At 48.0% G+C, this 21248-nt stretch carries 23 protein-coding genes and 1 tRNA gene; 10 read left to right on the forward strand and 14 right to left on the reverse strand.

Annotation, left to right across the window (positions count from 1 at the left end):
* Nucleotides 1-18: 18 nt before the first annotated feature.
* The gene (locus tag A1sIIB60_RS03455) at nt 19-903 is read left to right on the forward strand and encodes a PAC2 family protein (RefSeq protein WP_223298734.1); all 885 of its coding nucleotides are present in this window, start codon (nt 19-21) and stop codon (nt 901-903) included.
* Here the strand turns inward: A1sIIB60_RS03455 and mshC are convergent.
* From mshC to A1sIIB60_RS03475, 4 genes are read right to left on the reverse strand one after another with little or no spacing between them, the layout of a single operon-like run.
* Nucleotides 900-2141: a cysteine--1-D-myo-inosityl 2-amino-2-deoxy-alpha-D-glucopyranoside ligase gene (mshC, locus tag A1sIIB60_RS03460; protein WP_095689138.1), complete on the reverse strand. Its 1242-nt coding sequence runs from the start codon at nt 2139-2141 to the stop codon at nt 900-902. The genes A1sIIB60_RS03455 and mshC overlap by 4 nt on opposite strands.
* Nucleotides 2142-2150: 9 nt before the next feature.
* Nucleotides 2151-2879 carry an SCO1664 family protein gene (locus tag A1sIIB60_RS03465; protein WP_095689139.1) on the reverse strand — a complete coding sequence of 243 codons (729 nt, stop codon included), beginning with the start codon at nt 2877-2879 and terminating at the stop codon, nt 2151-2153.
* The gene (locus A1sIIB60_RS03470; protein WP_095689140.1) at nt 2876-3424 is read right to left on the reverse strand and encodes a DUF3090 family protein; all 549 of its coding nucleotides are present in this window, start codon (nt 3422-3424) and stop codon (nt 2876-2878) included. The genes A1sIIB60_RS03465 and A1sIIB60_RS03470 overlap by 4 nt, the downstream gene beginning before the upstream one ends.
* Entirely contained in the window at nt 3421-4125 is a 705-nt protein-coding gene (locus tag A1sIIB60_RS03475; protein WP_095689141.1) for an MSMEG_4193 family putative phosphomutase, read from the reverse strand. The genes A1sIIB60_RS03470 and A1sIIB60_RS03475 overlap by 4 nt, the downstream gene beginning before the upstream one ends.
* Nucleotides 4126-4175: 50 nt before the next feature.
* Here A1sIIB60_RS03475 and A1sIIB60_RS03480 point away from each other — a divergent pair, with 50 nt between their 5' ends.
* On the forward strand, nt 4176-5126 hold the full coding sequence (locus tag A1sIIB60_RS03480) for an aldo/keto reductase (RefSeq protein WP_095689142.1): 951 nt from the start codon (nt 4176-4178) through the stop codon (nt 5124-5126).
* Here A1sIIB60_RS03480 and A1sIIB60_RS03485 read toward each other — a convergent pair.
* Nucleotides 5112-6419 (reverse strand): M20/M25/M40 family metallo-hydrolase, encoded by a 1308-nt coding sequence (locus A1sIIB60_RS03485; RefSeq protein ID WP_095689143.1) that lies wholly within the window; start codon nt 6417-6419, stop codon nt 5112-5114. The two genes, A1sIIB60_RS03480 and A1sIIB60_RS03485, sit on opposite strands and share 15 nt — an antisense overlap.
* Before the next feature lie 84 nt (nt 6420-6503).
* On the opposite strand from A1sIIB60_RS03485, the gene A1sIIB60_RS03490 reads away from it, so the two are divergent.
* The 5 genes from A1sIIB60_RS03490 to A1sIIB60_RS03510 all read left to right on the forward strand — a co-directional run bounded on the left by A1sIIB60_RS03490 (nt 6504) and on the right by A1sIIB60_RS03510 (nt 10785).
* Nucleotides 6504-6587: transfer RNA gene (locus A1sIIB60_RS03490), tRNA-Leu, on the forward strand.
* 27 nt (nt 6588-6614) lie between these two features.
* Nucleotides 6615-7142 carry an adenine phosphoribosyltransferase gene (locus tag A1sIIB60_RS03495; protein ID WP_095671814.1) on the forward strand — a complete coding sequence of 176 codons (528 nt, stop codon included), beginning with the start codon at nt 6615-6617 and terminating at the stop codon, nt 7140-7142.
* On the forward strand, nt 7139-9010 hold the full coding sequence (locus A1sIIB60_RS03500; protein WP_095689144.1) for an acyltransferase family protein: 1872 nt from the start codon (nt 7139-7141) through the stop codon (nt 9008-9010). Before A1sIIB60_RS03495 ends, A1sIIB60_RS03500 begins: the two co-directional genes overlap by 4 nt.
* A 45-nt stretch (nt 9011-9055) precedes the next feature.
* A complete protein-coding gene (locus tag A1sIIB60_RS03505; RefSeq protein ID WP_095689145.1) occupies nt 9056-9706 on the forward strand; it encodes a thymidine kinase in 651 nt (216 codons plus the stop codon).
* A 38-nt stretch (nt 9707-9744) separates the two neighbouring features.
* Nucleotides 9745-10785: an NAD(P)-dependent alcohol dehydrogenase gene (locus tag A1sIIB60_RS03510; RefSeq protein WP_095689146.1), complete on the forward strand. Its 1041-nt coding sequence runs from the start codon at nt 9745-9747 to the stop codon at nt 10783-10785.
* 19 nt (nt 10786-10804) lie between these two features.
* Here A1sIIB60_RS03510 and A1sIIB60_RS03515 read toward each other — a convergent pair whose 3' ends face one another.
* Nucleotides 10805-11539, reverse strand: a complete 735-nt coding sequence (locus A1sIIB60_RS03515) for a DUF554 domain-containing protein (RefSeq protein ID WP_095689147.1) — start codon at nt 11537-11539, stop codon at nt 10805-10807.
* A 50-nt stretch (nt 11540-11589) separates the two neighbouring features.
* On the opposite strand from A1sIIB60_RS03515, the gene yczE reads away from it, so the two are divergent.
* Nucleotides 11590-12261 (forward strand): membrane protein YczE, encoded by a 672-nt coding sequence (gene yczE / locus A1sIIB60_RS03520; protein WP_095689148.1) that lies wholly within the window; start codon nt 11590-11592, stop codon nt 12259-12261.
* Between the two features lie 100 nt (nt 12262-12361).
* Nucleotides 12362-13798: an NCS2 family permease gene (locus tag A1sIIB60_RS03525; protein ID WP_095689149.1), complete on the forward strand. Its 1437-nt coding sequence runs from the start codon at nt 12362-12364 to the stop codon at nt 13796-13798.
* A gap of 56 nt (nt 13799-13854) precedes the next feature.
* On the opposite strand, the gene A1sIIB60_RS03530 is transcribed toward A1sIIB60_RS03525, so the two are convergent.
* Together A1sIIB60_RS03530 and A1sIIB60_RS03535 are read right to left on the reverse strand one after the other, a co-directional pair.
* A complete protein-coding gene (locus A1sIIB60_RS03530) occupies nt 13855-14502 on the reverse strand; it encodes a uracil-DNA glycosylase (RefSeq protein ID WP_095689150.1) in 648 nt (215 codons plus the stop codon).
* A complete protein-coding gene (locus A1sIIB60_RS03535) occupies nt 14499-15296 on the reverse strand; it encodes an ABC transporter ATP-binding protein (protein WP_095689151.1) in 798 nt (265 codons plus the stop codon). The genes A1sIIB60_RS03530 and A1sIIB60_RS03535 overlap by 4 nt, the downstream gene beginning before the upstream one ends.
* An 83-nt stretch (nt 15297-15379) precedes the next feature.
* Here A1sIIB60_RS03535 and serB point away from each other — a divergent pair, with 83 nt between their 5' ends.
* Nucleotides 15380-16579, forward strand: coding sequence for a phosphoserine phosphatase SerB (gene serB, locus A1sIIB60_RS03540; protein ID WP_095689152.1), 1200 nt, complete (start codon nt 15380-15382; stop codon nt 16577-16579).
* Between the two features lies 1 nt (nt 16580).
* Here the strand turns inward: serB and hisG are convergent, their stop codons facing one another.
* Genes hisG through def form a run of 6 tightly spaced genes read right to left on the reverse strand, consistent with a single transcriptional unit; the run spans nt 16581 to nt 21223 of the window.
* On the reverse strand, nt 16581-17426 hold the full coding sequence (gene hisG, locus A1sIIB60_RS03545; RefSeq protein WP_095689153.1) for an ATP phosphoribosyltransferase: 846 nt from the start codon (nt 17424-17426) through the stop codon (nt 16581-16583).
* A 13-nt stretch (nt 17427-17439) separates the two neighbouring features.
* The gene (locus tag A1sIIB60_RS03550) at nt 17440-17703 is read right to left on the reverse strand and encodes a phosphoribosyl-ATP diphosphatase (RefSeq protein WP_095689154.1); all 264 of its coding nucleotides are present in this window, start codon (nt 17701-17703) and stop codon (nt 17440-17442) included.
* 12 nt (nt 17704-17715) lie between these two features.
* Nucleotides 17716-18378, reverse strand: coding sequence for a ribulose-phosphate 3-epimerase (locus A1sIIB60_RS03555; protein ID WP_095689155.1), 663 nt, complete (start codon nt 18376-18378; stop codon nt 17716-17718).
* A gap of 9 nt (nt 18379-18387) precedes the next feature.
* A complete protein-coding gene (locus A1sIIB60_RS03560; RefSeq protein WP_095689156.1) occupies nt 18388-19758 on the reverse strand; it encodes an RsmB/NOP family class I SAM-dependent RNA methyltransferase in 1371 nt (456 codons plus the stop codon).
* On the reverse strand, nt 19755-20663 hold the full coding sequence (fmt, locus tag A1sIIB60_RS03565; protein ID WP_095689157.1) for a methionyl-tRNA formyltransferase: 909 nt from the start codon (nt 20661-20663) through the stop codon (nt 19755-19757). The genes A1sIIB60_RS03560 and fmt overlap by 4 nt, the downstream gene beginning before the upstream one ends.
* On the reverse strand, nt 20663-21223 hold the full coding sequence (def, locus tag A1sIIB60_RS03570; protein ID WP_095689158.1) for a peptide deformylase: 561 nt from the start codon (nt 21221-21223) through the stop codon (nt 20663-20665). Before def ends, fmt begins: the two co-directional genes overlap by 1 nt.
* Nucleotides 21224-21248: the final 25 nt, after the last annotated feature.

Below are 21248 nucleotides of genomic sequence, written 5' to 3' on the forward strand. Positions count from 1 at the left end.
TACCGTAAGGTGATCAATGTGGAGATTCATAAGATACCTGCGCTGCGCTCACCAGTCATGGTTATCGCATTCTCTGGTTGGAACGATGCCGCAGAAGCGGCAACTGGCGCCGTCTCTCATCTCTTAGGTATCTGGAGTGAAATCGCTGATGTAGATAATCCAAAGGCGACCGATTTGATTCCAGAGCTAATCGCGGATGTAGATTCTGAAGATTATTACGATTTCCAAGTAAATCGACCAATGATCGAAATAGATGGTTCCCTTGTTCGATCTCTAATCTGGCCCGGAACCCAAGTCTTTGGTCTTTCTACACCGCAGTTTGCCAATGACTTTGTAATTGTTCGCGGCGTTGAACCTTCGATGAAATGGCGCACATTTACGCATCAACTATTAGATCTCGCCGATGATTTAGAAGTATCAACGATTATTACCTTGGGATCGATGCTCGCTGATGCGCCACATAGTCGCCCAATTACTGTTACGGGATCAGGTGCACATCCTGAGATTGCCAAGCGTTTAGGAATAGAAGTAAGCCGTTATGAGGGACCAACCGGAATTCTCGGTGTCATCCAAGATGCATGTCTGCGCCGTGGAATTGATGCGATTTCACTCTGGGCTGCGGTTCCTCACTATGCGAGTAGCTCACCATCTCCGAAGGCAACTCTCGCATTGATAAACGCTTTAGAGGATTTTTTAGAGATCGAATTCCCATTGGGTGAGTTAAATGATCACGCCCAAGAATGGGAGAAGGAAGTTGATGAGTTAACGCAGGAAGATAGTGAGATCGGAGATTACGTTAAAGCGTTGGAAGAGAGTAAAGATAGCGCCGCCTTCTCCGATGTATCTGGCGATGAGATTGCCCGTGAACTAGAGAAATTCTTAAGACGACAAGAAGGCAGTTAGAAAGCGATACCGAGCAAGGTATCAATCGCGCGTGATAGTTCTCCCGGGCTTCCGCCAATTTTTCCAGCGTTAGTAGCTGCCAGCCAGTTTCGTAGAGCCTTGATAGCCCGTGGAGTATCGAGATCGTTTGAGAGCGCAGCAATAATTTCATTGATAGTGGCATCTGTTGGTGCAACTTCCATACGCGAGAGCGCAATACGTAGTTGCTCCATAAACTCCTCGGCGTTAACTAGATCTGTATCCGTCCACATATGGTCGCTGCGATAGTGATGGCTTAACAAAGCCAAGCGAATCGCCATCGCATCGCGACCTTCTTTGAGCAAATTAGAGACCAGAACAAGGTTTCCCTTGGATTTACTCATCTTTTCGCCATCAAGTCCGATCATTCCTGCGTGAACATAATGCGTTGCAAACTCGCGTCCGTTGATCATCTTCGACTGAGCAGCAGACATTTCATGATGTGGAAAAATCAAATCGCTTCCGCCACCTTGGATATCTATCGAGGTGGCATCGTCTTCTGCAATATCTAAATAATTGAGCGCAATTGCACAGCATTCGATATGCCATCCTGGACGTCCACTGCCGAATTCGCTTTCCCAACCCGGTTCATTGGGACGTTGTGCAAGCCAGAGAAGAGCATCAAGTGGATCTTTCTTGCCCGGCTTCAACGGATCTCCCCCGCGTTGCGCGAATATTTCGAGCATCTCTGGTTGAGATAAATTTGAACGTCGGCCAAAGTCGGCATCACTTCTAACTTCGAAGTAGAGGTCTTGGTTTACGTTATAGACCGTACCCTTTTCTCGGAGCGTCTTAATTGCGCTTATTACTTCTGGAATCGCTTCAACCGCTCCGATGTAACGAGCTGGTGGAATCACATGAAGTGCGACCATATCCGACTTAAAGAGCTCAATCTGTGAATGAGCCAGATCTTTCCAGTCGATGCCATCGCGGGCGGCTCGCTCTAAAAGCGGATCATCGATATCAGTGATGTTCTCAACGAAGTTTACTTGTGCACCGGTTGCTCGGAGATAACGGTTCACTAGATCAAAGGTTAAGTAAGTATTGGCATGGCCTAGATGCGTTGCATCGTACGGAGTTATTCCACAGACATAGATTCGATAGATGATCTTTCGCGCAAGTGGCTTGACCGAACTAGTTGCAGTGTCGTGAAGTGCGAGATCTGCTAAAGGAAAGCGCGCATCAAGTGGCGGGATATATAGATCTGACCAGGACTTCATTTGCTCATCCTAGAACGGTGGCCAAGGAACTGCTGGCCAATCTGGGTTGGGTTCCGGGAAACACTTCTCAGTAAGGGCTCTATCGATCCGATCAACAGTTGCATCCAACTCTTCTTCTTCAATCAAACCCAGAACAACATCTCGCTTCTCAGTTGCAATCAACATCCTTGCTAATTGTAAAAGTTCTAGCTCGGCCGGAGAGAAAGGTTGCTTTGCCCACTGCCACAAAACAGTCCGCAATTTATCTTCAGCGTGAAAGGTAACACCGTGATCGCAGCCATAAACTGCACCTTCGGAAGTCGGAATCAAATGGCCGATTTTTCGATCTGTGTTGTTAGTTATCAGATCGAGTAGCGCAATCTTGCGAAGCTCAGCGTGATCTTCCTTGAAGAACTCCATAAGATCAACGCTCTCGTCGATATCGATCCAAAGTTGGACCATTCCAGTTCCGTAAGGGCCATCGCGAAGCACCGTTGGTGGGACGAGATGTAAACCTAACCAATGGCTCACTAAGAATGTTAGGTATTCGCGGTTTGCTAACGTGCCGTCGGGAAAATCCCACAGCGGACGTTCGCCAGCGATTGGTTTGTAGATACAAATTAAAGTTCTTTCCTTAACTTCGCACGAGGCATACAAAGTTGCATTGGATGCATCAACCAATCTGCCGGTCACGGATATTTCACCGTGGCTAAGATCTCGCAGATATTCTTCAATTTCCTGAGCGCCGAGAAAACTCATCTTCGGTATCCATTTGCACGGGGACAGAGATGGCCACTCGGATCAATTGGGCCACCGCAGAATGGACAAGGTGCGCGACCAGCGCCAACGACTGCGATGGCGCGTTTTGCAAAACTTTCGGCATAACCCAGCGGAATCAAAACTCGCAATATGTCCTGGCTATCAGATAACTCCATCAGCAACTCTTCATCTTCAGGAGATTGGCTATCTGCGATCGCCTGAAGATCAATCTCAATCATCTTGCGATCTGAAAGATAGGCCAGACCGATAACTCCAACGCGAAACTCTTCATCGATAGGTGTCTCGAGCGGTTGATCATCCCGACCTACGCGCTCAAAGACCGTCAAAGGTTCTGATGATCTAACTTCTCGAAGAATCTGTTGAGTTCTCTCAGCAAGTGCAGCCACTTGTGCCTTCTCTAGCGAAACCGAAATCAATCGCGATCCTCCTCGCGCTTGAAGAAAGAAAGTGCGCTCCCCCGGTACGCCTACCGTTCCAGCGACAAAACGCTCTGCCGGATCAAAGAGGAATATCTGACCGCTCATCCCTTACCTTTGCGCCCGGATCCTCCACCAAGCAGCGCTGACACACCCTTCTTCTTGGAACTCTCTTCTTTCAAGAAGGCGGTGATTGGAGATGTAGTGCTATTTAAAGTCAGAACTCGATAATCAGCGCCATTGAAATCAAGAACGGTTATCGATGCGGGATCAATGACGATCTTTTGAAAATGATCTAAATGGGTACCTAATACGCTGGCAATAATCGATTTAATTACATCACCATGACTCACTAGAAGCTTCGCACCTCTACCTGGAGTGTTTGCCGCTCCATTTAAAGCGCGCATCGCTCGGGCTTGGACATCTAAAAGTCCTTCACCGCCCGGAAAGTACATCGCGCTTGGAGTATTTTGCACAACCTTCCAAGCCTTATCTCTTGAAAGAACAGCGAGCTTTCGCCCTGTCCATTTACCGTAATCCACTTCCACAAGATCGCTCTCAACTTCAATTAACGATTTAACCCCACTGCTCTTCGATAGTTGCGTCAATAGTGGTTCAATCGTTTGCGCACAGCGCTCCATAGGGCTAACTCTGATTAAGGAAAAATCAACGCCTTTTAATCTCTTCGCAACATCCAACGATTCTTTTCTCCCGCGATCAGATAGATCTACACCAGGTGCTCTTCCGGCAAGGATTGCTTTGGCATTGGCTGTGGAATGTGCATGCCTCAATAAAACTATCCGTGTCATGTTAGAAGGTTATCCGCAAAATTCATTTGCGTCTTGCTAGGGTGGCCGCCATGGAACTTCGTCGCGCTGGCAGATCAGGTCTTTCGCTATCGCGCCTTGCCTTAGGGACGATGACCTGGGGGCGAGATACCGATACCCATGAAGCAGCCGACCAAGCCCGTGCCTTTATAGATGCTGGCGGAAATTACTTTGACTCAGCTAGTCACTACGGCGATGGAGATGCTGAGCGGGTAATTGGTGGATTAATCGGAACGCTCTTCAAACGAGAAGATGTCGTTATCTCAACCAAGGCAGGGTCTTCATACATAGACGGTTCTTTAGTAACCGACAATTCGCGCACCTCTTTAATGAGTTCACTCGATAAATCACTCACTCGACTAGGTACAAGTTATGTAGATATCTGGATGATTCAAAGTTGGGATGATGCTGCGCAATTAGAAGATGCGCTATCGGCTCTTGACTGGGCATATACCTCTGGTCGCGCCAGATATGTGGGCATTTCAAACTTCAACGGTTGGCAGAGCGCACGGGCTATCTCGTTACAGGAAGCCAATAGCAGCAAGGCACCTATCGCCGTTATGCAGAATGAATTTTCACTTCTGAATCGAAGAGTGGAAGAAGATTCGTTGCAATGCTCCCGCAATCTGGAAACCGGATTTATCGCATGGTCTCCACTAGGTCGCGGTGTTTTAACCGGTAAATATCGCAACGGAATTCCTGCCGATTCTCGCGCTGCTACACCGCACTTTGCGCCCTTTATTGAACCTTACTTAAATGATCGTTCACGTCGCATAGTTGAAGCTGTCTCTGTTGCTGCTCAAGGTCTCGGCTATTCACCACTAGAGGTGGCCTTAGCTTGGGTACGTGATTTTCCCGGTGTTACTAGTTCAGTCGTAGGTGCTCGTACCGCGGCTCAATTGCAGGGAATACTGGCTAGCGAAGAGATTGAACTTCCTGAAGTTGTACGTAACGCGTTAAACGAAGTATCAGCAACTCTCTAAAAAGTCGTTAAGTACTCGTACTCCAAAGCGCAGGCCATCAATTGGAACTCGCTCATCTACTCCATGGAATAGAGACATAAAGTCGAGATCTGCTGGAAGGCGCAGTGGAGAAAAACCGTAACCAACAATTCCAATTTCAGAGAGAGCTTTATTGTCCGTGCCACCGCTCATCAGATAAGGAACGGGAATTCCTTCTGGATCATGGGCGAGAATTGCAGCCTTCATCGCATCGACAAGCGGTGCATCAAAGTCAACTTCTAAAGCAATATCGTGAGAGATGGTTTCGATTAAAATATCAGGACCAACAATCGCTCTAACAGTCTCATTTAGCTCAGCTTCATAACCTGGTAGGAAACGTCCATCAATAACCGCACTTGCCGTTCCTGGAATTACATTTGCCTTGTAGCCTGCTTCCAACATCGTTGGATTTGCAGTGTTCTGCAACGTTGCTCCAATCATTCGCGCAGTTGAACCAATCTCCTTCAAAAGCGGCCGTAGATCCTTCTCGTCATATGCTTTTCCAGTAACGCGCGCAACTTCTTTAAACAAATCTTTTACCGTCTTGGTGTAACGCTGTGGCCATTCGTAGCGACCAATTTTGGCGACTGCTTCAGTTAGCGCCGTTAACGCATTTTCATCGTTCATCATCGAGCCATGGCCTGCGCGACCTTGCGCGGTTAATTTCATCCAATGAATACCCTTTTGTGCTGCTTCAATAAAGTAGAGACGCTTGCCATCGGCAACGGTTACGGAGAAACCACCGACTTCTGAAATCGCTTCTGAACAACCAGCGAATACTTCAGGGTGATTTGCCGTCATCCAACGAGAACCAAAGGTCATTCCTGCTTCTTCATCTGCGAAGAAGGCGAGAACAATGTCGCGTTCTGGAACATAACCGCGCTGCGCCCAATCTCGCACGATGGCCAAGATCATTGCATCCACATTCTTCATATCAACTGCGCCACGACCCCAGATACATCCATCTTTAATCTCGCCGGCGAAAGGATCGACTGACCATTCAGCAGCGTTAGCGGGCACGACATCGATATGTCCGTGGACAACGAGACCTGGTTTATCTGGGTTGCTCCCTTTAATTCGTGCAATTACGTTGCATCGCTTGGGCGCGGATTCATAAATTTTCGCTTCGATTCCAACTTCCGCGAGTGAGGAAACAATGTATTTAGCAACCGCTTCTTCGTCGCCGCGTCCTTCACCAAAGTTCACACTAGGAATTCGGATTAAATCTTGGCAGATACGAATTGCTTCATCTTCAAAATTTCTTATCTCGCTCATGCCGTCATTCTCCCCCACAATCGCTCGAAAAAGGACCTGCTTTTGCGTGGTTGCTTCAGCGTTGCTATCGTTTGCAGCGCACTGGTCCGGGTGGCGGAATTGGCAGACGCGCTAGCTTGAGGTGTTAGTGCCCGCAAGGGCTTGAGGGTTCAACTCCCTTCCCGGACACGTTTAATGTGGTGGAATTGGATCGTTATGAAGTTAGCAGACGCCCTCTCCCTGATCAGAGATATTCCAGATTACCCAAAACCTGGCATCCTCTTTAAAGATATAACGCCGCTACTGGCCGATCCAACTGCTTACTCAACTGTAATCAAAGCCTTCGCATCCCAGATCGACGACGTAGATGTAATTGCTGGCATTGAAGCTCGTGGTTTTATCTTTGCCGCAGCGATTGCCTTAGAGAAGAGCGCTGGTTTCGTGCCCTTTAGAAAGAGTGGAAAACTCCCCTTTGAAACTATCGGCGCGAAATACGGTCTGGAATATGGCGAAGATGAGATAGAAGTTCATATCGATGCATTTGCCAATGGAAAAACGGTAGTGATTATTGACGACGTCCTCGCAACAGGCGGAACGATCGCTGCCGCGCTCGAACTCGCTGAACGCACTGGGGCGGTCGTCAAATCCGTTCAGGTTCTCTTTGAAATTTCTGGACTCGGTGGCCGGGAGTTAATCGCCAAGCGTTTTCCCAAGATCGAGATTAAATCGTTGGTAACTTCTTGAGTTCTAAAGTTCGCATCCACCAGATCCAAGCGCTGCGTGCCGTCGCTGCAACGCTGGTTGTTCTCTTCCATGCAAAGTTAGCTCCTGGTGGGTTCATTGGCGTAGATATCTTCTATGTGATCTCTGGATATCTAATAACTGGCATCATCATTAAAGAGATAACGCTAAGTGGCGCCTTTAACTACCGAAACTTCTTTTTGCGGCGAGCCAAGCGGTTACTGCCTGCCTCAATAAGCGTTCTGATACTTACCGCATTCGGGGCCTGGCTTTTTCTTCCACCAACTATTCGATCATCTCTGGGTCAGGATATCTTCGCCGCTTCGATCTATATTTCCAATTACCTTTTTGCTTGGTGGCAGAACGATTATCAGAATCTAAACGCGACGCCATCGCCAGTAATTCACTACTGGTCGCTCGCCGTAGAGGAGCAGTTCTATCTTCTCTGGCCACTGATAATTTTCACACTCTGGAAGATTGGTCGCCAACGCTTAGTCTTTCGCGGCGTTCTCGGTATCACCATCCTCTCTTTTCCATTCTCGCTCTTCCTAACTAACGCAGCACCGATCTGGGCTTTCTACAGTCTTCCAACTCGCGCTTGGGAACTCGGCGTGGGCGCGCTACTACTCTTCATACCGAAAGAGCTTCTTGAGAAGAAATCGGTTGCTCGAACGCTGATCGTTTGGTTATCTGCGCTAACACTTCTCTACGGCGTAATTCGATTCAGTGACAACACGCCGTTCCCAGGTACTGCAGCTCTGTATCCGGTTTTGGCTACTGCGCTACTGATTGCATTCATACAATCGTGGCCACCAATACTCAATGATTTTTCACGCCTGCGCTTTGTTCAATGGTTAGGTGAAATCTCCTATCCTTTCTATCTCTGGCACTGGCCTCTACTAGTAATTCCTAGTACTCGCTTCGGTCGCCCTTTAACCCTGCTTGAGCGATTTCTCTTAATTGCCCTAACCGCTCTGGCCGCCGATTTAACTCATAGATTTATTGAAAAACCGTTCTCCCGAATCAAGTTATCAAATCGCCAGACTACGAAGTTCGCATTAGCGGCAACTCTCTCCGGCGTTATGGTGGCAAGTGCAATATTGCTCACCACAAAAGATGACATCTCTCTACCGAATGGTCGCTCTGTATCAATAGCGGCAGTGATGCAGAAGCCTAAGATCTACGACGATGGATGTCATGCAAACTATGGCAACAAAAACTCTCCAGAATGTCTCTACGGAGATGTTAATTCGAAGCGGAAGATAGTTCTCTACGGGGATTCACATGCAGCGCAATGGTTTCCGGCCCTTGAAAAAATCGCAATCGATGACGGGTTTGCACTAATCAGTCTCACCAAATCCGCCTGTCCTGCCGTTGAAGTAGATCGCGTTAATTCAGGTGCTTTTAAAAACTCCGACTGCAACGCTTGGCGTGAGAACTCCATAAAGCGAATAAAGGAGTTAAAGCCCGATGCGGTGATCATGAGCGGATTCCAGCATTTCGCGTTCCCAAAGCGTTACTCATCGCGTGATGCCTGGTGGTTTGAAGGACAGCGTTCTCTCTATGCCAAGGTTTTAAATAGTTCTCCAAATTTGATTTATATCTCCGATACGCCGAAGCCACAGCGAGATATCCCTAGTTGCTTAGCAACAGCGAAGGGCGATGAATGTGATGCCAATGAGAAATCTGATCCGCGAGTAGCGGGAGGGTTTATCGCGCTAGATCCAACTCCATGGCTCTGTAACGATTCCTGCCCAGCAATTGTCGATGGGATCGTGGCCTATCGTGACGCCTCACACATAAGCGTTGATATGAGCGCGGCGCTTTCCGATAATCTTCGTGAATTCTTGAGGAGCAATGGCGTCATATGAAGTCACTCTCGCCAATTTCCTTGATTAGATGCAAAGATGCACCCCGTGGCTGAACTCATCTATTACTGCGGAACGATGGATAGTGGTAAATCCACGCTTGCACTGCAGACCGCCCACAACCATAAGAGCCGTGGACGTTCGGGTTTAATTTTCACAAGTAAAGACCGCGCCGGTTCTGGAGTTATCTCATCTCGTCTTGGCTTACAGAGCGCTGCGATTGAAGTTGATCCAGATCTAGATCTTCACAAGTTAGTTGTGGAACGTCTCTCTCTTGGAGATCGCATTGATTACATAATCTGCGATGAGGCCCAGTTCTATCAGGAAGAACAAATTGAACAACTTGCAAAGATAGTTGATGGTTTAGGGATTGATGTCTTCGCCTTCGGAATTTTGGCAGATTTTCGCACAAAGTTATTTCCAGGATCGGCTCGATTGGTAGAACTTGCTGATCGAGTAAATACGCTACAAGTTGAAGCACTTTGCTGGTGTGGTTCAAGAGCAACTCACAATGCCAGAACTCTCGGCGGAGTAATGGTCACCGAAGGCGAACAAGTCGTTGTCGGAGATGTTGCACCAGGTGCAGAAATTGCCTACGAAGTCTTGTGTCGGCGCCACCATATGCGCCGTGTTACTGCGCGGGCATCTCGGGCAGGACATACTTCACCGTTGCCTTTACCATTTACAGAGACTGAATAGTTCAAGCCACTAATAAGAACCAAAATAGGGAGAGAAAAATGAAAATACGTGGATATGCTGCAATGACCGCTAAGGCCCCGCTTGCCCCTTGGGAGTTTGAGCGTCGCGATCTTGGCGCACACGATGTCGCCCTAGATATTAAGTACTCAGGCATCTGTCATTCAGATATCCATCAAGCTCGCGAGGAATGGGGGCCAGCAATTTTCCCTATGGTTCCGGGCCACGAGATCGCAGGCGTCGTAACAAGCATTGGCTCTGCAGTATCCAAGTTTAAAGTTGGAGATCTAATCGGTGTTGGCGTTTTCGTTGACTCATGTCGCGTATGCGAGCCTTGCAAAAATGGAACGCAGCAATACTGCATCGAAGGAATGACAGGAACTTATAACCAACTAGAACGCGATGGTAAGACTCCTGCAATGGGAGGCTATGCAAATGTCATGGTTATTAATGAAGATTACGCAGTAACTATTCCCGCAAATCTTTCACTAGATGGCGTCGCCCCCCTGCTTTGTGCTGGAATTACTTTGTATTCACCAATTAAGCATTGGAAAGCCGGCCCTGGTAAGAAAGTTGCGGTGATGGGTCTGGGCGGTCTTGGCCATATGGGAGTGAAGTTTGCAGCGGCGTTGGGCGCAGAAGTTACCGTCTTCTCTCATTCACCATCTAAGGAAGCGGATGCAAAGGCGATGGGAGCAGATCACTTTGTTTCAACAAAGTCCGAAGGTTTCCACACTAAGTACAGCAAGCACTTTGACTTAATCTTGAACACAGTCAGCGCTGAGTTAGATATCAATATCTACCTCTCAATGCTCGGTGTCGACGGAACGCTCGTCGTTATTGGACTTCCAGGAAAGCCGTATTCGGTTGAAGCTGGTTCGTTACTTCCTGCACGCCGTTCACTATCTGGATCAATGATTGGTGGCATCCCCGAGATGCAAGAGATGCTTGATTTCTGCGGGAAACATAACATTGTCAGTGACGTTGAAGTCATTAAGGCTGATTACATCAACGAAGCCTATGAACGCACAGTCGCAAGCGATGTTAAATATCGCTTCGTGATTGACGCAACTACTTTCTAAAAATCCTAAAGAGTAATTCCTAAAGGAAGTTATTTAGCACAAGAACAAAGATAGGTGCGATAAACAGCGCTGGTAACAAATTGCCAACGGCGATATCTTTGATCTTTAGTAGTCGTAGACCGATGCATACCAACATCACTCCGCCTGTAATTGTCATGGCATCAACCTGATAACCCTCAAGAATGCTGCCTAGCCCGAGTCCAATTACCGTCCAAATACCTTGATAGATCGCTACCGGAATCGCCGCAGCAGCTACGCCCCAACCCAGACTTGCTGCAAAAGCCATTGCCGCAAAAAAGTCGAGACTTGATTTGAGAAGTAGCTGATCAATACCGGTAGACATTCCATCGCTTATCGATCCAAGAATTGCCAACGGCCCTATTGCAAATAGCAACGCTGCTGAAACGAAACCTTCTATGAAGGTGCTCTCTTTATGGGCACCAAATTTAACTCGTAGAGTTTCACCTAAACCTTCGAGTCGAGACTCGAGTGATAGCGCGGAACCTATAGCGCCACCGATAAGAAGTGAACCCAGAATCGCTAAGAGAGTCCAACCTTTAGGAATTGAATTGATATAGCGATCGCTCCACATTGGAGCCAGTGCACTGACAGCGCCAAGAATCGTTACTAGGCCAAGTACTTCCGTGATCAATATTCTGGTTCGCGCCAACATTCGGGTGCCAACAAGAACACCAATAGCCGCTCCCCCGATGATTGTCGAGATATTAATTAGAGTGCCGAGGCCAACGAACATTTGATTAGGATACGGCCTTTAAAGCGAATTATTTGCGTTAAACTCACAAAATGAGTTTTATGAGTAGGTTCTCCGAATTCTTAAAACCCCACAAGACGGTTCCAATCACCCCTTGGCGCGCGAATTCTCGTTGGGATCTCTCATTCTCTCGCGTCGCGATTCTCTTCTTTGGGCTAGCTATCTTTGGTTTAGGAGATGCGCTAGTTGTTCAATCGAATCTAGGAAATGCACCGTGGACTGTATTTGCACAGGGCCTTAGTTTAAAGACCGGCCTATCACTCGGATGGGCAACATTTGTTACCGGTTGCTTCGTTCTACTTTTATGGATTCCATTACGTGAAAAACCAGGATTTGGAACGCTTACAAATATCGTGATCATCTCCGCTGCGATCGAGTTCGGTGTTTCAGTATTTCCTTTACAAGAAACGTTAATTGGTGGGCTTGCCTCTGCACTGATTGGTATCGCACTAGTTGGCCTCGGATCAGCGCTCTATATAACTTGTGGCCTTGGTCCTGGCCCGCGCGATGGCGCAATGACAGGAATTCATCAACGTACCGGCGTTCGCGTGGGACGTGTGCGTATGGGAATTGAAGTAACTGTTTTGATCGTGGGTGCGCTGCTAGGCGGCAATATTGGCCTCGGCACCGCGCTCTTTGCCCTCTTAATCGGCCAATCTGTCGCTATTTCCTTCGGCATAGTCGCGCGTCTAACCTCAAAGTAACCGCTCTTTTAGGTTTAAATCCTCTTATCCCTCGGTCTGTGAGCCGTCATTTCACACGGGGTCGCAAACACCCCCGTTAACAAAATTAGAAAGGTTCGTCATGCTCGATAGCTATTTCAAAATATCGGAACGTGGCTCAACTGTAGCTCGGGAAGTTCGCGGCGGCATCGTCACCTTCTTCACCATGGCATACATAGTCGCTCTAAATCCACTCATCATTGGTCTCGCAAAAGATGCTGATGGCAAATACATCGGTGGCGGAGATGCTCCTAATCTCGCTCTAGTTGCCGCGATGACTGCGCTAATGGCCGGTGTATTAACAATCCTGATGGGTGTAGTTGGAAACTATCCACTCGCACTCGCCACAGGTCTTGGCCTTAACACCTTCGTTGCAGTTGGTATCGCATCGAAAATGACATGGGCAGATGCTATGGGCCTTGTTGTAATCGAAGGCATAATCATCACCATCTTGGTGCTTACCGGCTTCAGAACAGCGGTCTTTAGAGCAGTACCTGCACAGCTAAAGATTGCAATCTCCGTGGGTATTGGTTTATTTATCGCACTTATCGGTCTTGTTGATGCGGGATTCGTTCGACGCACTGGCGCCGGTCCGGTTCCAGTAACTCTTGGTGATGGCGGAACTCTTGTTGGTTGGCCAGTAATCATCTTCGCACTTGGACTCTTCCTAACTATCGCTCTGATGGTCAAGAAGGTAAAGGGTGCGATTCTTATCGGAATCATCGTTGCAACTATCGCAGCGGTTATCGTCGAGACAACTCTTAAGATTGGGCCGCTATTTAACGGCGCAACCGGTGAAGTAAATCCAAAGGGATGGAACCTAAACGTTCCTGCGGTACCTGAAAAGATCGCCGCTACCCCAGATTTCAGCCTCTTTGGAGATTTCAATCTTCTTGGCTCATTTGACCGTCTTCCTTTGGTCACAGTTATCCTCTTGATCTTCACCTTGCTGCTCTCAGACTTCTTCGACACTGTCGGAACGGTTACAGCAATCGGACACGAGTCAGGCTTGATCGATAAAGATGGAAACGTTCCAAATAACGATCGCATCCTTCTCGTCGACTCATTGGCTGCCGTTGCAGGTGGCGCTGGAAGCATCTCTTCCAATACCAGTTACATCGAATCTGCATCAGGAGTTGGCGAAGGCGCACGAACTGGTCTGGCATCTGTTGTAACCGGAGCTTGCTTCTTGCTTACGACATTCCTTGCTCCGTTAGTTGCGATCATTCCTTACGAGGCTGCAACTCCTGCCCTCATCATCGTTGGTTTCTTGATGATGACTCAGATCAAAGCCATTGATTGGGATGATTACGGAATCGCAATTCCAGCGTTCCTCACAATCATCTTGATGCCATTTACCTACAACATCTCAGTTGGTATCGGCGCTGGCTTCGTTACTCATGTAGTAATCCGCTACATCCAAGGCCGTCGCAAGGAAGTACATCCACTACTTCTTTTGGTCTCTGGCCTCTTTATGATCTACTTCTTATCTTCACCAATCAATACCTGGGTTGGATAAGTAAGTAATTAGTAAGTAGAAAGCCCCCGGTTGTTGTTAACCGGGGGCTTTCTACTTTAAATAGACCAGTCGATGGGTTGGCGCCCCTTGCTAACCAATACTTGATTAGCTCGGCTAAAAGGTTTGGAACCGAAAAATCCACGGTAGGCAGATAGCGGACTGGGATGAACGGATGAAATGCAATCCGATTTAGGAAAGTGGTGTTCCACCTCTTGCGCGTTGGCGCCCCAAAGAATTGCAACAACTCCTTGTTGGGCGAGAACAGAAACAACTTGATCCGTAAATTCTCTCCAACCTATATCTCTATGTGAATTGCTCTCGCCTTCTGCACATGTAAGGGTTCGATTTAAAAGAACAACACCCTGTTTGCACCAAGGAGAAAGATCTCCTGAAGTTGGGTGAGGAATATCTAAGTCATCAACTAATTCACGATATATGTTCTTTAGTGAAGCCGGCAGTTTTCCGTCTCTTCGCGCTGTTGAGAAGGCCAGGCCCATCGCATCATCTGAGTTTGGATAAGGATCTTGCCCAAAGATTAAAACTCTTGCCTGCGTCGGATCAAAGCTTAAGGACTTCATAACATCTTCGCGTGCCGGTAGATAGGCGTCCGCCTGAAGTTCTCTCTCAATCCGATCTAGGAGATCTAGTGAACCCTCGAGCAAATCGCGCCAGCCAGGATGTAACTGTTCTCTGAAACTAGTCATCTACTTCTAGCGAAGAAACGCGAACCATCTGTAGTCACATCGATACTAACTCCGAAAACAGCGCTCATATGCTCCGATGTAATTACTTCGGCGATAGGTCCTGAAATCGCAATTACCCCATCTTTGATAATGAGTGCATGCGTAGTTCCGGCTGGAATTTCTTCAATGTGATGAGTAACGATGATGCTAGATGGTGCTAACGGATCTAATGAAAATTCTGAGAAGCGACGAAGTAAATCCTCGCGACCACCCAGATCAAGACCAGCGGTAGGTTCATCTAAAAGGAGTAGTTCAGGGTCAGCCATCAATGCGCGGGCGATCTGTACTCTCTTTTTTTCTCCATCACTAAGCGTGTAGTAACGGCGATCGGCGAACTCGCGAACTCCGAAGGTGGTTAACAGCGCTACAGCACGTGACTCATCCCAGAGATCATAAACTTCATTCCATCTACCAATCACGGCGTATGCCGCAGTTAGAACAACATCTCGAACAAATTCATCATCGGGAATATCTTCAGCAAGTAACGATGCACAAATTCCGATACGGGTTCGCAGTTCAGAGAGATCAACTTTTCCCATCTGTTTATCGAGTATCGAAACTGTTCCAGAAGTCGGAAAGATGCGCGTGGCTAAGATGTTGAGAAGTGTGGATTTACCTGCGCCATTAGGTCCAAGAATTACCCAACGCTCTCCGCTTTGAATTCGGAAATCTATCGGTCCGAGAATACGTTTATCGCCGCGGGTAACGCTCACCCCTTGCATTGCTAGGACAACTTGGCTCGGTGCGGCGTTCATAGATGAAAAAGATAGCGGTAAAGGGGATGAATCACTTGCAATTGCGCCATGCGCTGATGTGATTCACGATAATCTTCTCCATTATGGAGTCAAAAAACGGTGTTTCAGAGCAACAATTCACCGGCCTTATCTTGGTCTCCGGAGTTGATAGTCCAGGCATTACAGAGGCTCTCTTCGAAACGCTCTCCCCTTTTGCTGTAACTATTCTTGATATCCAGCAAGTCGTAATTCGTGGTCGATTGATTTTGACAGTTTTAATCTCTCTTTCACCCGCTCACGCTAAATCGATTGAGGCGGACCTAGAAGAATGTGCCGCGAAATTAGGCGTAGATATCGCAACCTCCTTTGAAAGCAGCGACCAGAGCTCGATTGCTGCAAAGAAATCTCTTCTGCACGTCGTTGTGCTTTCACAATCTCTAAAGCCGCAAGCCATAAATGCCATCGCTGCAGTGATTGCCCAAGATGGCGGAAATATTGAACGCATAAACCGAACCGCTAGTTATCCAGTAACCGCTGTCGAATTAACCGTCTCTGGTGCTGATTTGGCAACGCTGCGCAGCGCGCTAGCTACGACCGGAAGTGAACTCGGTGTTGATATCGCAGTCTCCCTTGGGGGGCTAATGCGCTTTGCAACGAAGTTGGTAGTAATGGATGTGGATTCAACGCTGATTAAACAAGAAGTGATTGAACTTCTCGGTGCCAAGGCAGGCGTTCAAAGTAAGATTGCAGAGATCACCGAGGCAGCGATGAGAGGCGAACTCGACTTTGAAGCAAGCCTACGCGCACGTGTTGCACTTCTCAAGGGTCTACCTGAATCCGTTCTAGTTGATGTGCAATCTGAGATCACTTTGACACCTGGTGCTCGCACACTAGTTCGCACCTTAAAGAAACTCGGACACCATATCGCTCTAGTTTCTGGCGGCTTTGAACCTGTTATTGCACCGCTGGCTTCCGAATTAGGTATCGACCATATGCGCGCCAATAATCTAGAAATTGCAGATGGAAAGCTAACTGGCGCACTTGTCGGTCCAGTTATTGATCGCGCAGGAAAAGCAACTGCCCTGCGTGATTTCGCCGCCGAACATAACATTGATTTAGAGCAGACTATTGCTATCGGTGATGGCGCAAATGATTTAGATATGATCGCCATAGCGGGAATGGGAATAGCATTTAATGCTAAACCCGCCGTTAAAGCAGCGGCAGACAGCTCTGTTTCTGCGCCATATCTAGATTCCGTTCTCTACCTAATGGGAATTTCTCGTGAAGAGGTTGAAGAGGCTTAATTTAAAGCCGGCACGCGTGGATATCTGTAACCAAGATTCCACGTGCACCTAAAGACCACAACTCATCCATTAAACGATTTGTATCTTTACGAAGCACCATCGCGCGAACTGCGACCCAATCCTCTTTCTGTAGAGGTGAGATAGTTGGTGATTCAAGTCCTGGTGTGATTGCGCAAGCTTTATCAACGCTCACCTTCGGAATGTCATAATCTAGAAGAACATACTCGCGAGCAGTTACGACTCCTTGCAGGCGTCGTTGCAGAACTTCTAAACCAGCTGGTACAGCAGCACCGCTACGTGTAATAAGAACGGCCTCGCTCACCAAGATCGGATCTCCGAATATTGCAAGTCCCGCCTGGCGAAGAGTGTTTCCGGTACTCACAACATCTGCGATTACATCAGCAACGCCAAGACGAACGCTACTTTCAACTGCTCCATCTAAGCGAACAACCTCGGCCTTGATTGACTTCTGAGCAAGGTAATTTTGAACAAGTCCTGGGTATGCGGTTGCGACCCGCTTTCCATTTAAATCCGAGATCGAAAGTTTTTCAGACGCAGGTCCTGCAAATCTAAATGTTGAACCACCAAAACCAAGTGATAGAACTTCAGTAGCGGCGGCTCCAGAATCTATAAGTAAATCTCGCCCAGTTACGCCCGCTTCTAGTTCGCCAGAGCCAACATACAGAGCAATATCTCGCGGACGAAGATAATAGAACTCAACGTTATTTTCGGGATCGATTAAGACTAGATCTCGAGAGTCACTTCTCTGTCGGTAGCCTGCCTCTTTGAAAATTTCGATTGAGGCGTCAGCCAACGAACCCTTATTTGGAATTGCGATCTTTAACATTTACTACCTATCTCTAGAGAAACTTGTATATATCTGAAGGTTGTAACCCGCGCGCTAACATCAAAGTTTGGAGATGATAGATAAGTTGGCTGATCTCCTCGGCCAGTGCTTGATCGCTCTCATGTTCTGCAGCCAGCCAGACTTCACCGGCTTCTTCAAGAACCTTCTTTCCGATCGAATGAACTCCGGCATCTATCGCCGCCACAGTGCCCGAACCCGCTTCACGGGTAGCCACCTTTGCAGCAAGCTCTTCAAAGAGTTGATCGAAAGTCTTCATGCTCAGAGTTTACTAGAGTGCGCTTGCGCGATGGCGGAGCATTTCAACCATAGCCGCAGGTTCTGGAGAGTTGAAAACAGCAGATCCAGCGACAAAGGTATCTGCCCCTGCTTCACGTGCCATTGCGATGGTATCGATAGAGATTCCACCATCTACTTGCAACCAGATTGGACGATCGCCTATCGATCTACGGGTAAGGCGAACCTTATCCATCATCTCTGCCATGAATTTCTGGCCCCCGAATCCTGGTTCCACCGTCATGATGAGAAACATGTCGACGAGATCAGAAAATTCTAAGTAATTTTCAATTGGAGTTCCGGGCTTTACTGCAAGGCCAGCTCTTGCGCCATGTGATTTAATCCCCCGCAACGTCTTATTGATATCAACAGCCGCTTCTGCGTGGATCGTGACGCTTCCCGAACCGGCAATTGCATATTCAATCGCTAAGGTGTCAACATCCTCGACCATTAAATGAGCATCGATGAGGGTTGGTGATGCGGCGATAATCGCCTGTGCCTCCGCTAAGTTCCAAGTTTCGTTCGGAACAAAGCGATTATCCATAATATCTAGATGAATGAGATCTGAAACTTCGGCGATCTTGGCAATCTCACTGACAATATTCTCGCGATCGGCGCTAAGAATGCTTGGCGTGATTCGAATATGTTGATCGCTCATAGAAATACCTTATTCGCCTTTCTTGCGAAATACCGCCATGAACATGGAATCGCTCTGATGGCGATGGGTCCATAGCGAAAGGGATTTACCGCGCATCGCGCTGTTAAGTCCTTCTGGAAGAAAGGGCGCCAAATCGATCTGTTCTAACTCTGGATGAGCCTTCAAAATATCAGCAACCGCAACAGTAGTTTCGGCAAAGTGCGGCGAGCAAGTTGCATAAGCAAAGAGCCCACCATCTGCCAACACGGATACTGCGCTATCGGATAATTCGCGTTGTAACGCTGTTAACGCACGTAGATCGGTGACAGTTCTGCGCCAACGAACTTCGGGACGGCGACGTAACGCACCGAGCCCAGTGCAAGGAACATCAGCAAGAATGGCATCGAAGAGTTCACCGTGTGAAGCGATTTCGCGACCATCTCCTACCCAAACTCTCGCACTTCCAATTACTTGTCTAACTAACTCTGCTCTTGGTTGGCTAACTTCATTTGCCGTAAATTCTTTCCCATTTTCTTGCGCGATTGAAGAAAGAAGCGCCGCTTTTCCGCCAGGCCCAGCACACAGATCTAGCCATCGTTGTGATTGCCCAGCAACGTTAGAAAAAATCTGCGCAACGAGCTGAGATCCTTCATCCTGCACGCCCGCTCTTCTACGTCGCACCGGCTCTAGTGAATTCGGAATACCATCAAACTTAATTCCATACTCTGAAAACTCCGTGGGTACTCCGCCCAACTCAACTAACTCTGCCTGCGAGGAACGCCCTGGCCACCAAACTAAAGTCGGTGATGCCGGAATATTGTTAGCAATTAGCGCAGATTCAACCTCTGAGAAATCCTTAAGCAAGTCAAAGTAAGCCGAAACTATCCACTCTGGGTGCGAGTGAATTATCGCTAACCGTTCAACCTCATCTTTAATATCGTTAACCGGCTCCATCCACTGATCCAGCGTCTGAGCGCTCATCTTTCGCAACATGGCGTTGACGAATGAGGCTTTCGACTCCCCCAGCACTTTACGGGCAAGTTCCACCGTCTCAGATACCGCCGCATGAGTTGCGACTCTCATCTCGAAGAGCTGGTGCGCTCCCAGACGAATTACATCGACAATTCCGTTATCGACTTCACTCCAGGGTCTATCGGAAATCTGCGCAGCAATGTAATCGTGTCGCCCCTGCATGCGCAGAGTTCCGTAGAGAAGTTCGGTAGCAAAACCCTTATCCCGTTGCTCATACTTAGAATCATTTAACGCACTTGGAAGTAATAAATTTGAATATCCGCCACGCTGATTAACCTCTTGCAAGATGTCGAAGACTAATAAGCGAATAGGATCTGGCTTAGGTGATTTGAAGGTGTTGCGACGAGCTGGCGTTGACTTTTCGTTCATTTAAAGCACGCTTCTGGCTCAATACGGGCTCCATTTACCCAGTCCATAGCCGGCATAGATGCTTTACCTGCAGGCTTTAAAGTAAAGATTTTTAGTGAGCCCTCGGAGGTGGAGACAAACAATTCTTTTCCTTCGAGAAGTATTTCTCCTGGTTGGCCAGACTTCGCCTCACTTGTTTCAGCAGACTCAATTTTTATCGCTTCATCGCGGAAAGTGGTCCATGCTCCAGGTGCTGGGTAGAAAGCGCGAATCTTTCGCTCGATCTTCGTTGCTGGCAGTTGCCAATCAATCCGCCCCTCATCTTTTGATAACTTCTCCGCACGTGATCTCCCAATCTCTGATTGGATCACTGGGCTCTCGTTGGCTTCGATTGCCTTGATCGCATCTAAAACTACTGGCGCACCAATTGCTGCTAGATCTTGCAGCAGAGATGAGGTAGTTGCCTTATCTGGCATCGCTATCTCTTTCTGGCGATAGATCGGCCCAGTATCCATACCTTTATCGAGTTGAAAGACGGTAATTCCCGTGCTTTGATCCCCTGCTTCAATTGCGCGTTGTACTGGAGCAGCGCCCTGCCACTTGGGAAGCAGTGAAAAATGAAGATTTAAAAAACCATGTCTAGGTACGTTGAGAACTTCCTCTTTAATGATCACACCAAAGCCAATGGTGATAACTAGATCTATATCTGCGACCGCTAATTTGAGCTCTTCTTGGTCTACTGGCTTACGAACGATAATTCCATGGTCCTTGGCCCAGATAGCAACTGGTGATTCCTTGCGCGCCAGCCCACGACCCGCGGGTCTATCTGGCTGGGTGATCACCGCAACAAGATCGTGTCCACTAACGAAGAGCGCCTCAAGAGTTGGTAGAGCGACTTCAGGCGTTGCAGCAACTGCGATCTGCACTAAATACTCTTCCCGAACATGTTATGCGGTGAAGTCTTTATCACTGGGCTATCTCCGCCATCTAAAGCGGTACCGAACCATTCTGATTCACGAATCTCTTTCATCGCTAACTTTCGATCTTCAACAGATAGACGATCGATAAAGACGATCCCATCTAGATGATCGGTCTCATGTTGCAAGCATCGGGCTAATAATTCAGTACCTTCAACGGTAATTGGTTCGCCATACATATTAAATCCCTTAGCAACGGCGCGAAAGGCGCGCGGAGTTTCATAGCTAAGTGCAGGGAAAGAGAGGCAACCTTCCTCGCCATCTTGCAGTTCTGCACTCAAATCCAGCGTGGGATTTATGAGATGTCCAATCGCTTCATCGATATCCCAGACAAATACTCGAAGCGGCACACCAATTTGTGGCGCCGCTAGTCCAGCGCCAGGTGCTTCCAGCATGGTCTCGGTTAAATCTTGAACCAGAGTTCGTAACTCCTTATCGAAATCCAAAACCGCAGATGCCGGCGTCGTTAGCACGGGATCGCCAAAGAGGCGGATCGGTTGAATAGACATGTGAGAAGTCTATCTCAGTGCGGAA

Source organism: Candidatus Planktophila lacus, assembly GCF_002288385.1.
Taxonomy (GTDB): domain Bacteria; phylum Actinomycetota; class Actinomycetes; order Nanopelagicales; family Nanopelagicaceae; genus Planktophila; species Planktophila lacus_D.

What these genes read in the sequence shown, in the direction of transcription:
- mshC (WP_095689138.1), bottom strand. Translation starts at nt 2,141, where the DNA reads ATGAAGTCCTGGTCAGATCTATATATCCCGCCACTTGATGCGCGCTTT.
- A1sIIB60_RS03465 (WP_095689139.1), bottom strand. Translation starts at nt 2,879, where the DNA reads ATGAGTTTTCTCGGCGCTCAGGAAATTGAAGAATATCTGCGAGATCTT.
- A1sIIB60_RS03470 (WP_095689140.1), bottom strand. Translation starts at nt 3,424, where the DNA reads ATGAGCGGTCAGATATTCCTCTTTGATCCGGCAGAGCGTTTTGTCGCT.
- A1sIIB60_RS03475 (WP_095689141.1), bottom strand. Translation starts at nt 4,125, where the DNA reads ATGACACGGATAGTTTTATTGAGGCATGCACATTCCACAGCCAATGCC.
- A1sIIB60_RS03480 (WP_095689142.1), top strand. Translation starts at nt 4,176, where the DNA reads ATGGAACTTCGTCGCGCTGGCAGATCAGGTCTTTCGCTATCGCGCCTT.
- A1sIIB60_RS03485 (WP_095689143.1), bottom strand. Translation starts at nt 6,419, where the DNA reads ATGAGCGAGATAAGAAATTTTGAAGATGAAGCAATTCGTATCTGCCAA.
- A1sIIB60_RS03495 (WP_095671814.1), top strand. Translation starts at nt 6,615, where the DNA reads ATGAAGTTAGCAGACGCCCTCTCCCTGATCAGAGATATTCCAGATTAC.
- A1sIIB60_RS03510 (WP_095689146.1), top strand. Translation starts at nt 9,745, where the DNA reads ATGAAAATACGTGGATATGCTGCAATGACCGCTAAGGCCCCGCTTGCC.
- A1sIIB60_RS03515 (WP_095689147.1), bottom strand. Translation starts at nt 11,539, where the DNA reads ATGTTCGTTGGCCTCGGCACTCTAATTAATATCTCGACAATCATCGGG.
- yczE (WP_095689148.1), top strand. Translation starts at nt 11,590, where the DNA reads ATGAGTTTTATGAGTAGGTTCTCCGAATTCTTAAAACCCCACAAGACG.
- A1sIIB60_RS03525 (WP_095689149.1), top strand. Translation starts at nt 12,362, where the DNA reads ATGCTCGATAGCTATTTCAAAATATCGGAACGTGGCTCAACTGTAGCT.
- A1sIIB60_RS03530 (WP_095689150.1), bottom strand. Translation starts at nt 14,502, where the DNA reads ATGACTAGTTTCAGAGAACAGTTACATCCTGGCTGGCGCGATTTGCTC.
- A1sIIB60_RS03535 (WP_095689151.1), bottom strand. Translation starts at nt 15,296, where the DNA reads ATGAACGCCGCACCGAGCCAAGTTGTCCTAGCAATGCAAGGGGTGAGC.
- serB (WP_095689152.1), top strand. Translation starts at nt 15,380, where the DNA reads ATGGAGTCAAAAAACGGTGTTTCAGAGCAACAATTCACCGGCCTTATC.
- hisG (WP_095689153.1), bottom strand. Translation starts at nt 17,426, where the DNA reads ATGTTAAAGATCGCAATTCCAAATAAGGGTTCGTTGGCTGACGCCTCA.
- A1sIIB60_RS03550 (WP_095689154.1), bottom strand. Translation starts at nt 17,703, where the DNA reads ATGAAGACTTTCGATCAACTCTTTGAAGAGCTTGCTGCAAAGGTGGCT.
- A1sIIB60_RS03555 (WP_095689155.1), bottom strand. Translation starts at nt 18,378, where the DNA reads ATGAGCGATCAACATATTCGAATCACGCCAAGCATTCTTAGCGCCGAT.
- A1sIIB60_RS03560 (WP_095689156.1), bottom strand. Translation starts at nt 19,758, where the DNA reads ATGAACGAAAAGTCAACGCCAGCTCGTCGCAACACCTTCAAATCACCT.
- def (WP_095689158.1), bottom strand. Translation starts at nt 21,223, where the DNA reads ATGTCTATTCAACCGATCCGCCTCTTTGGCGATCCCGTGCTAACGACG.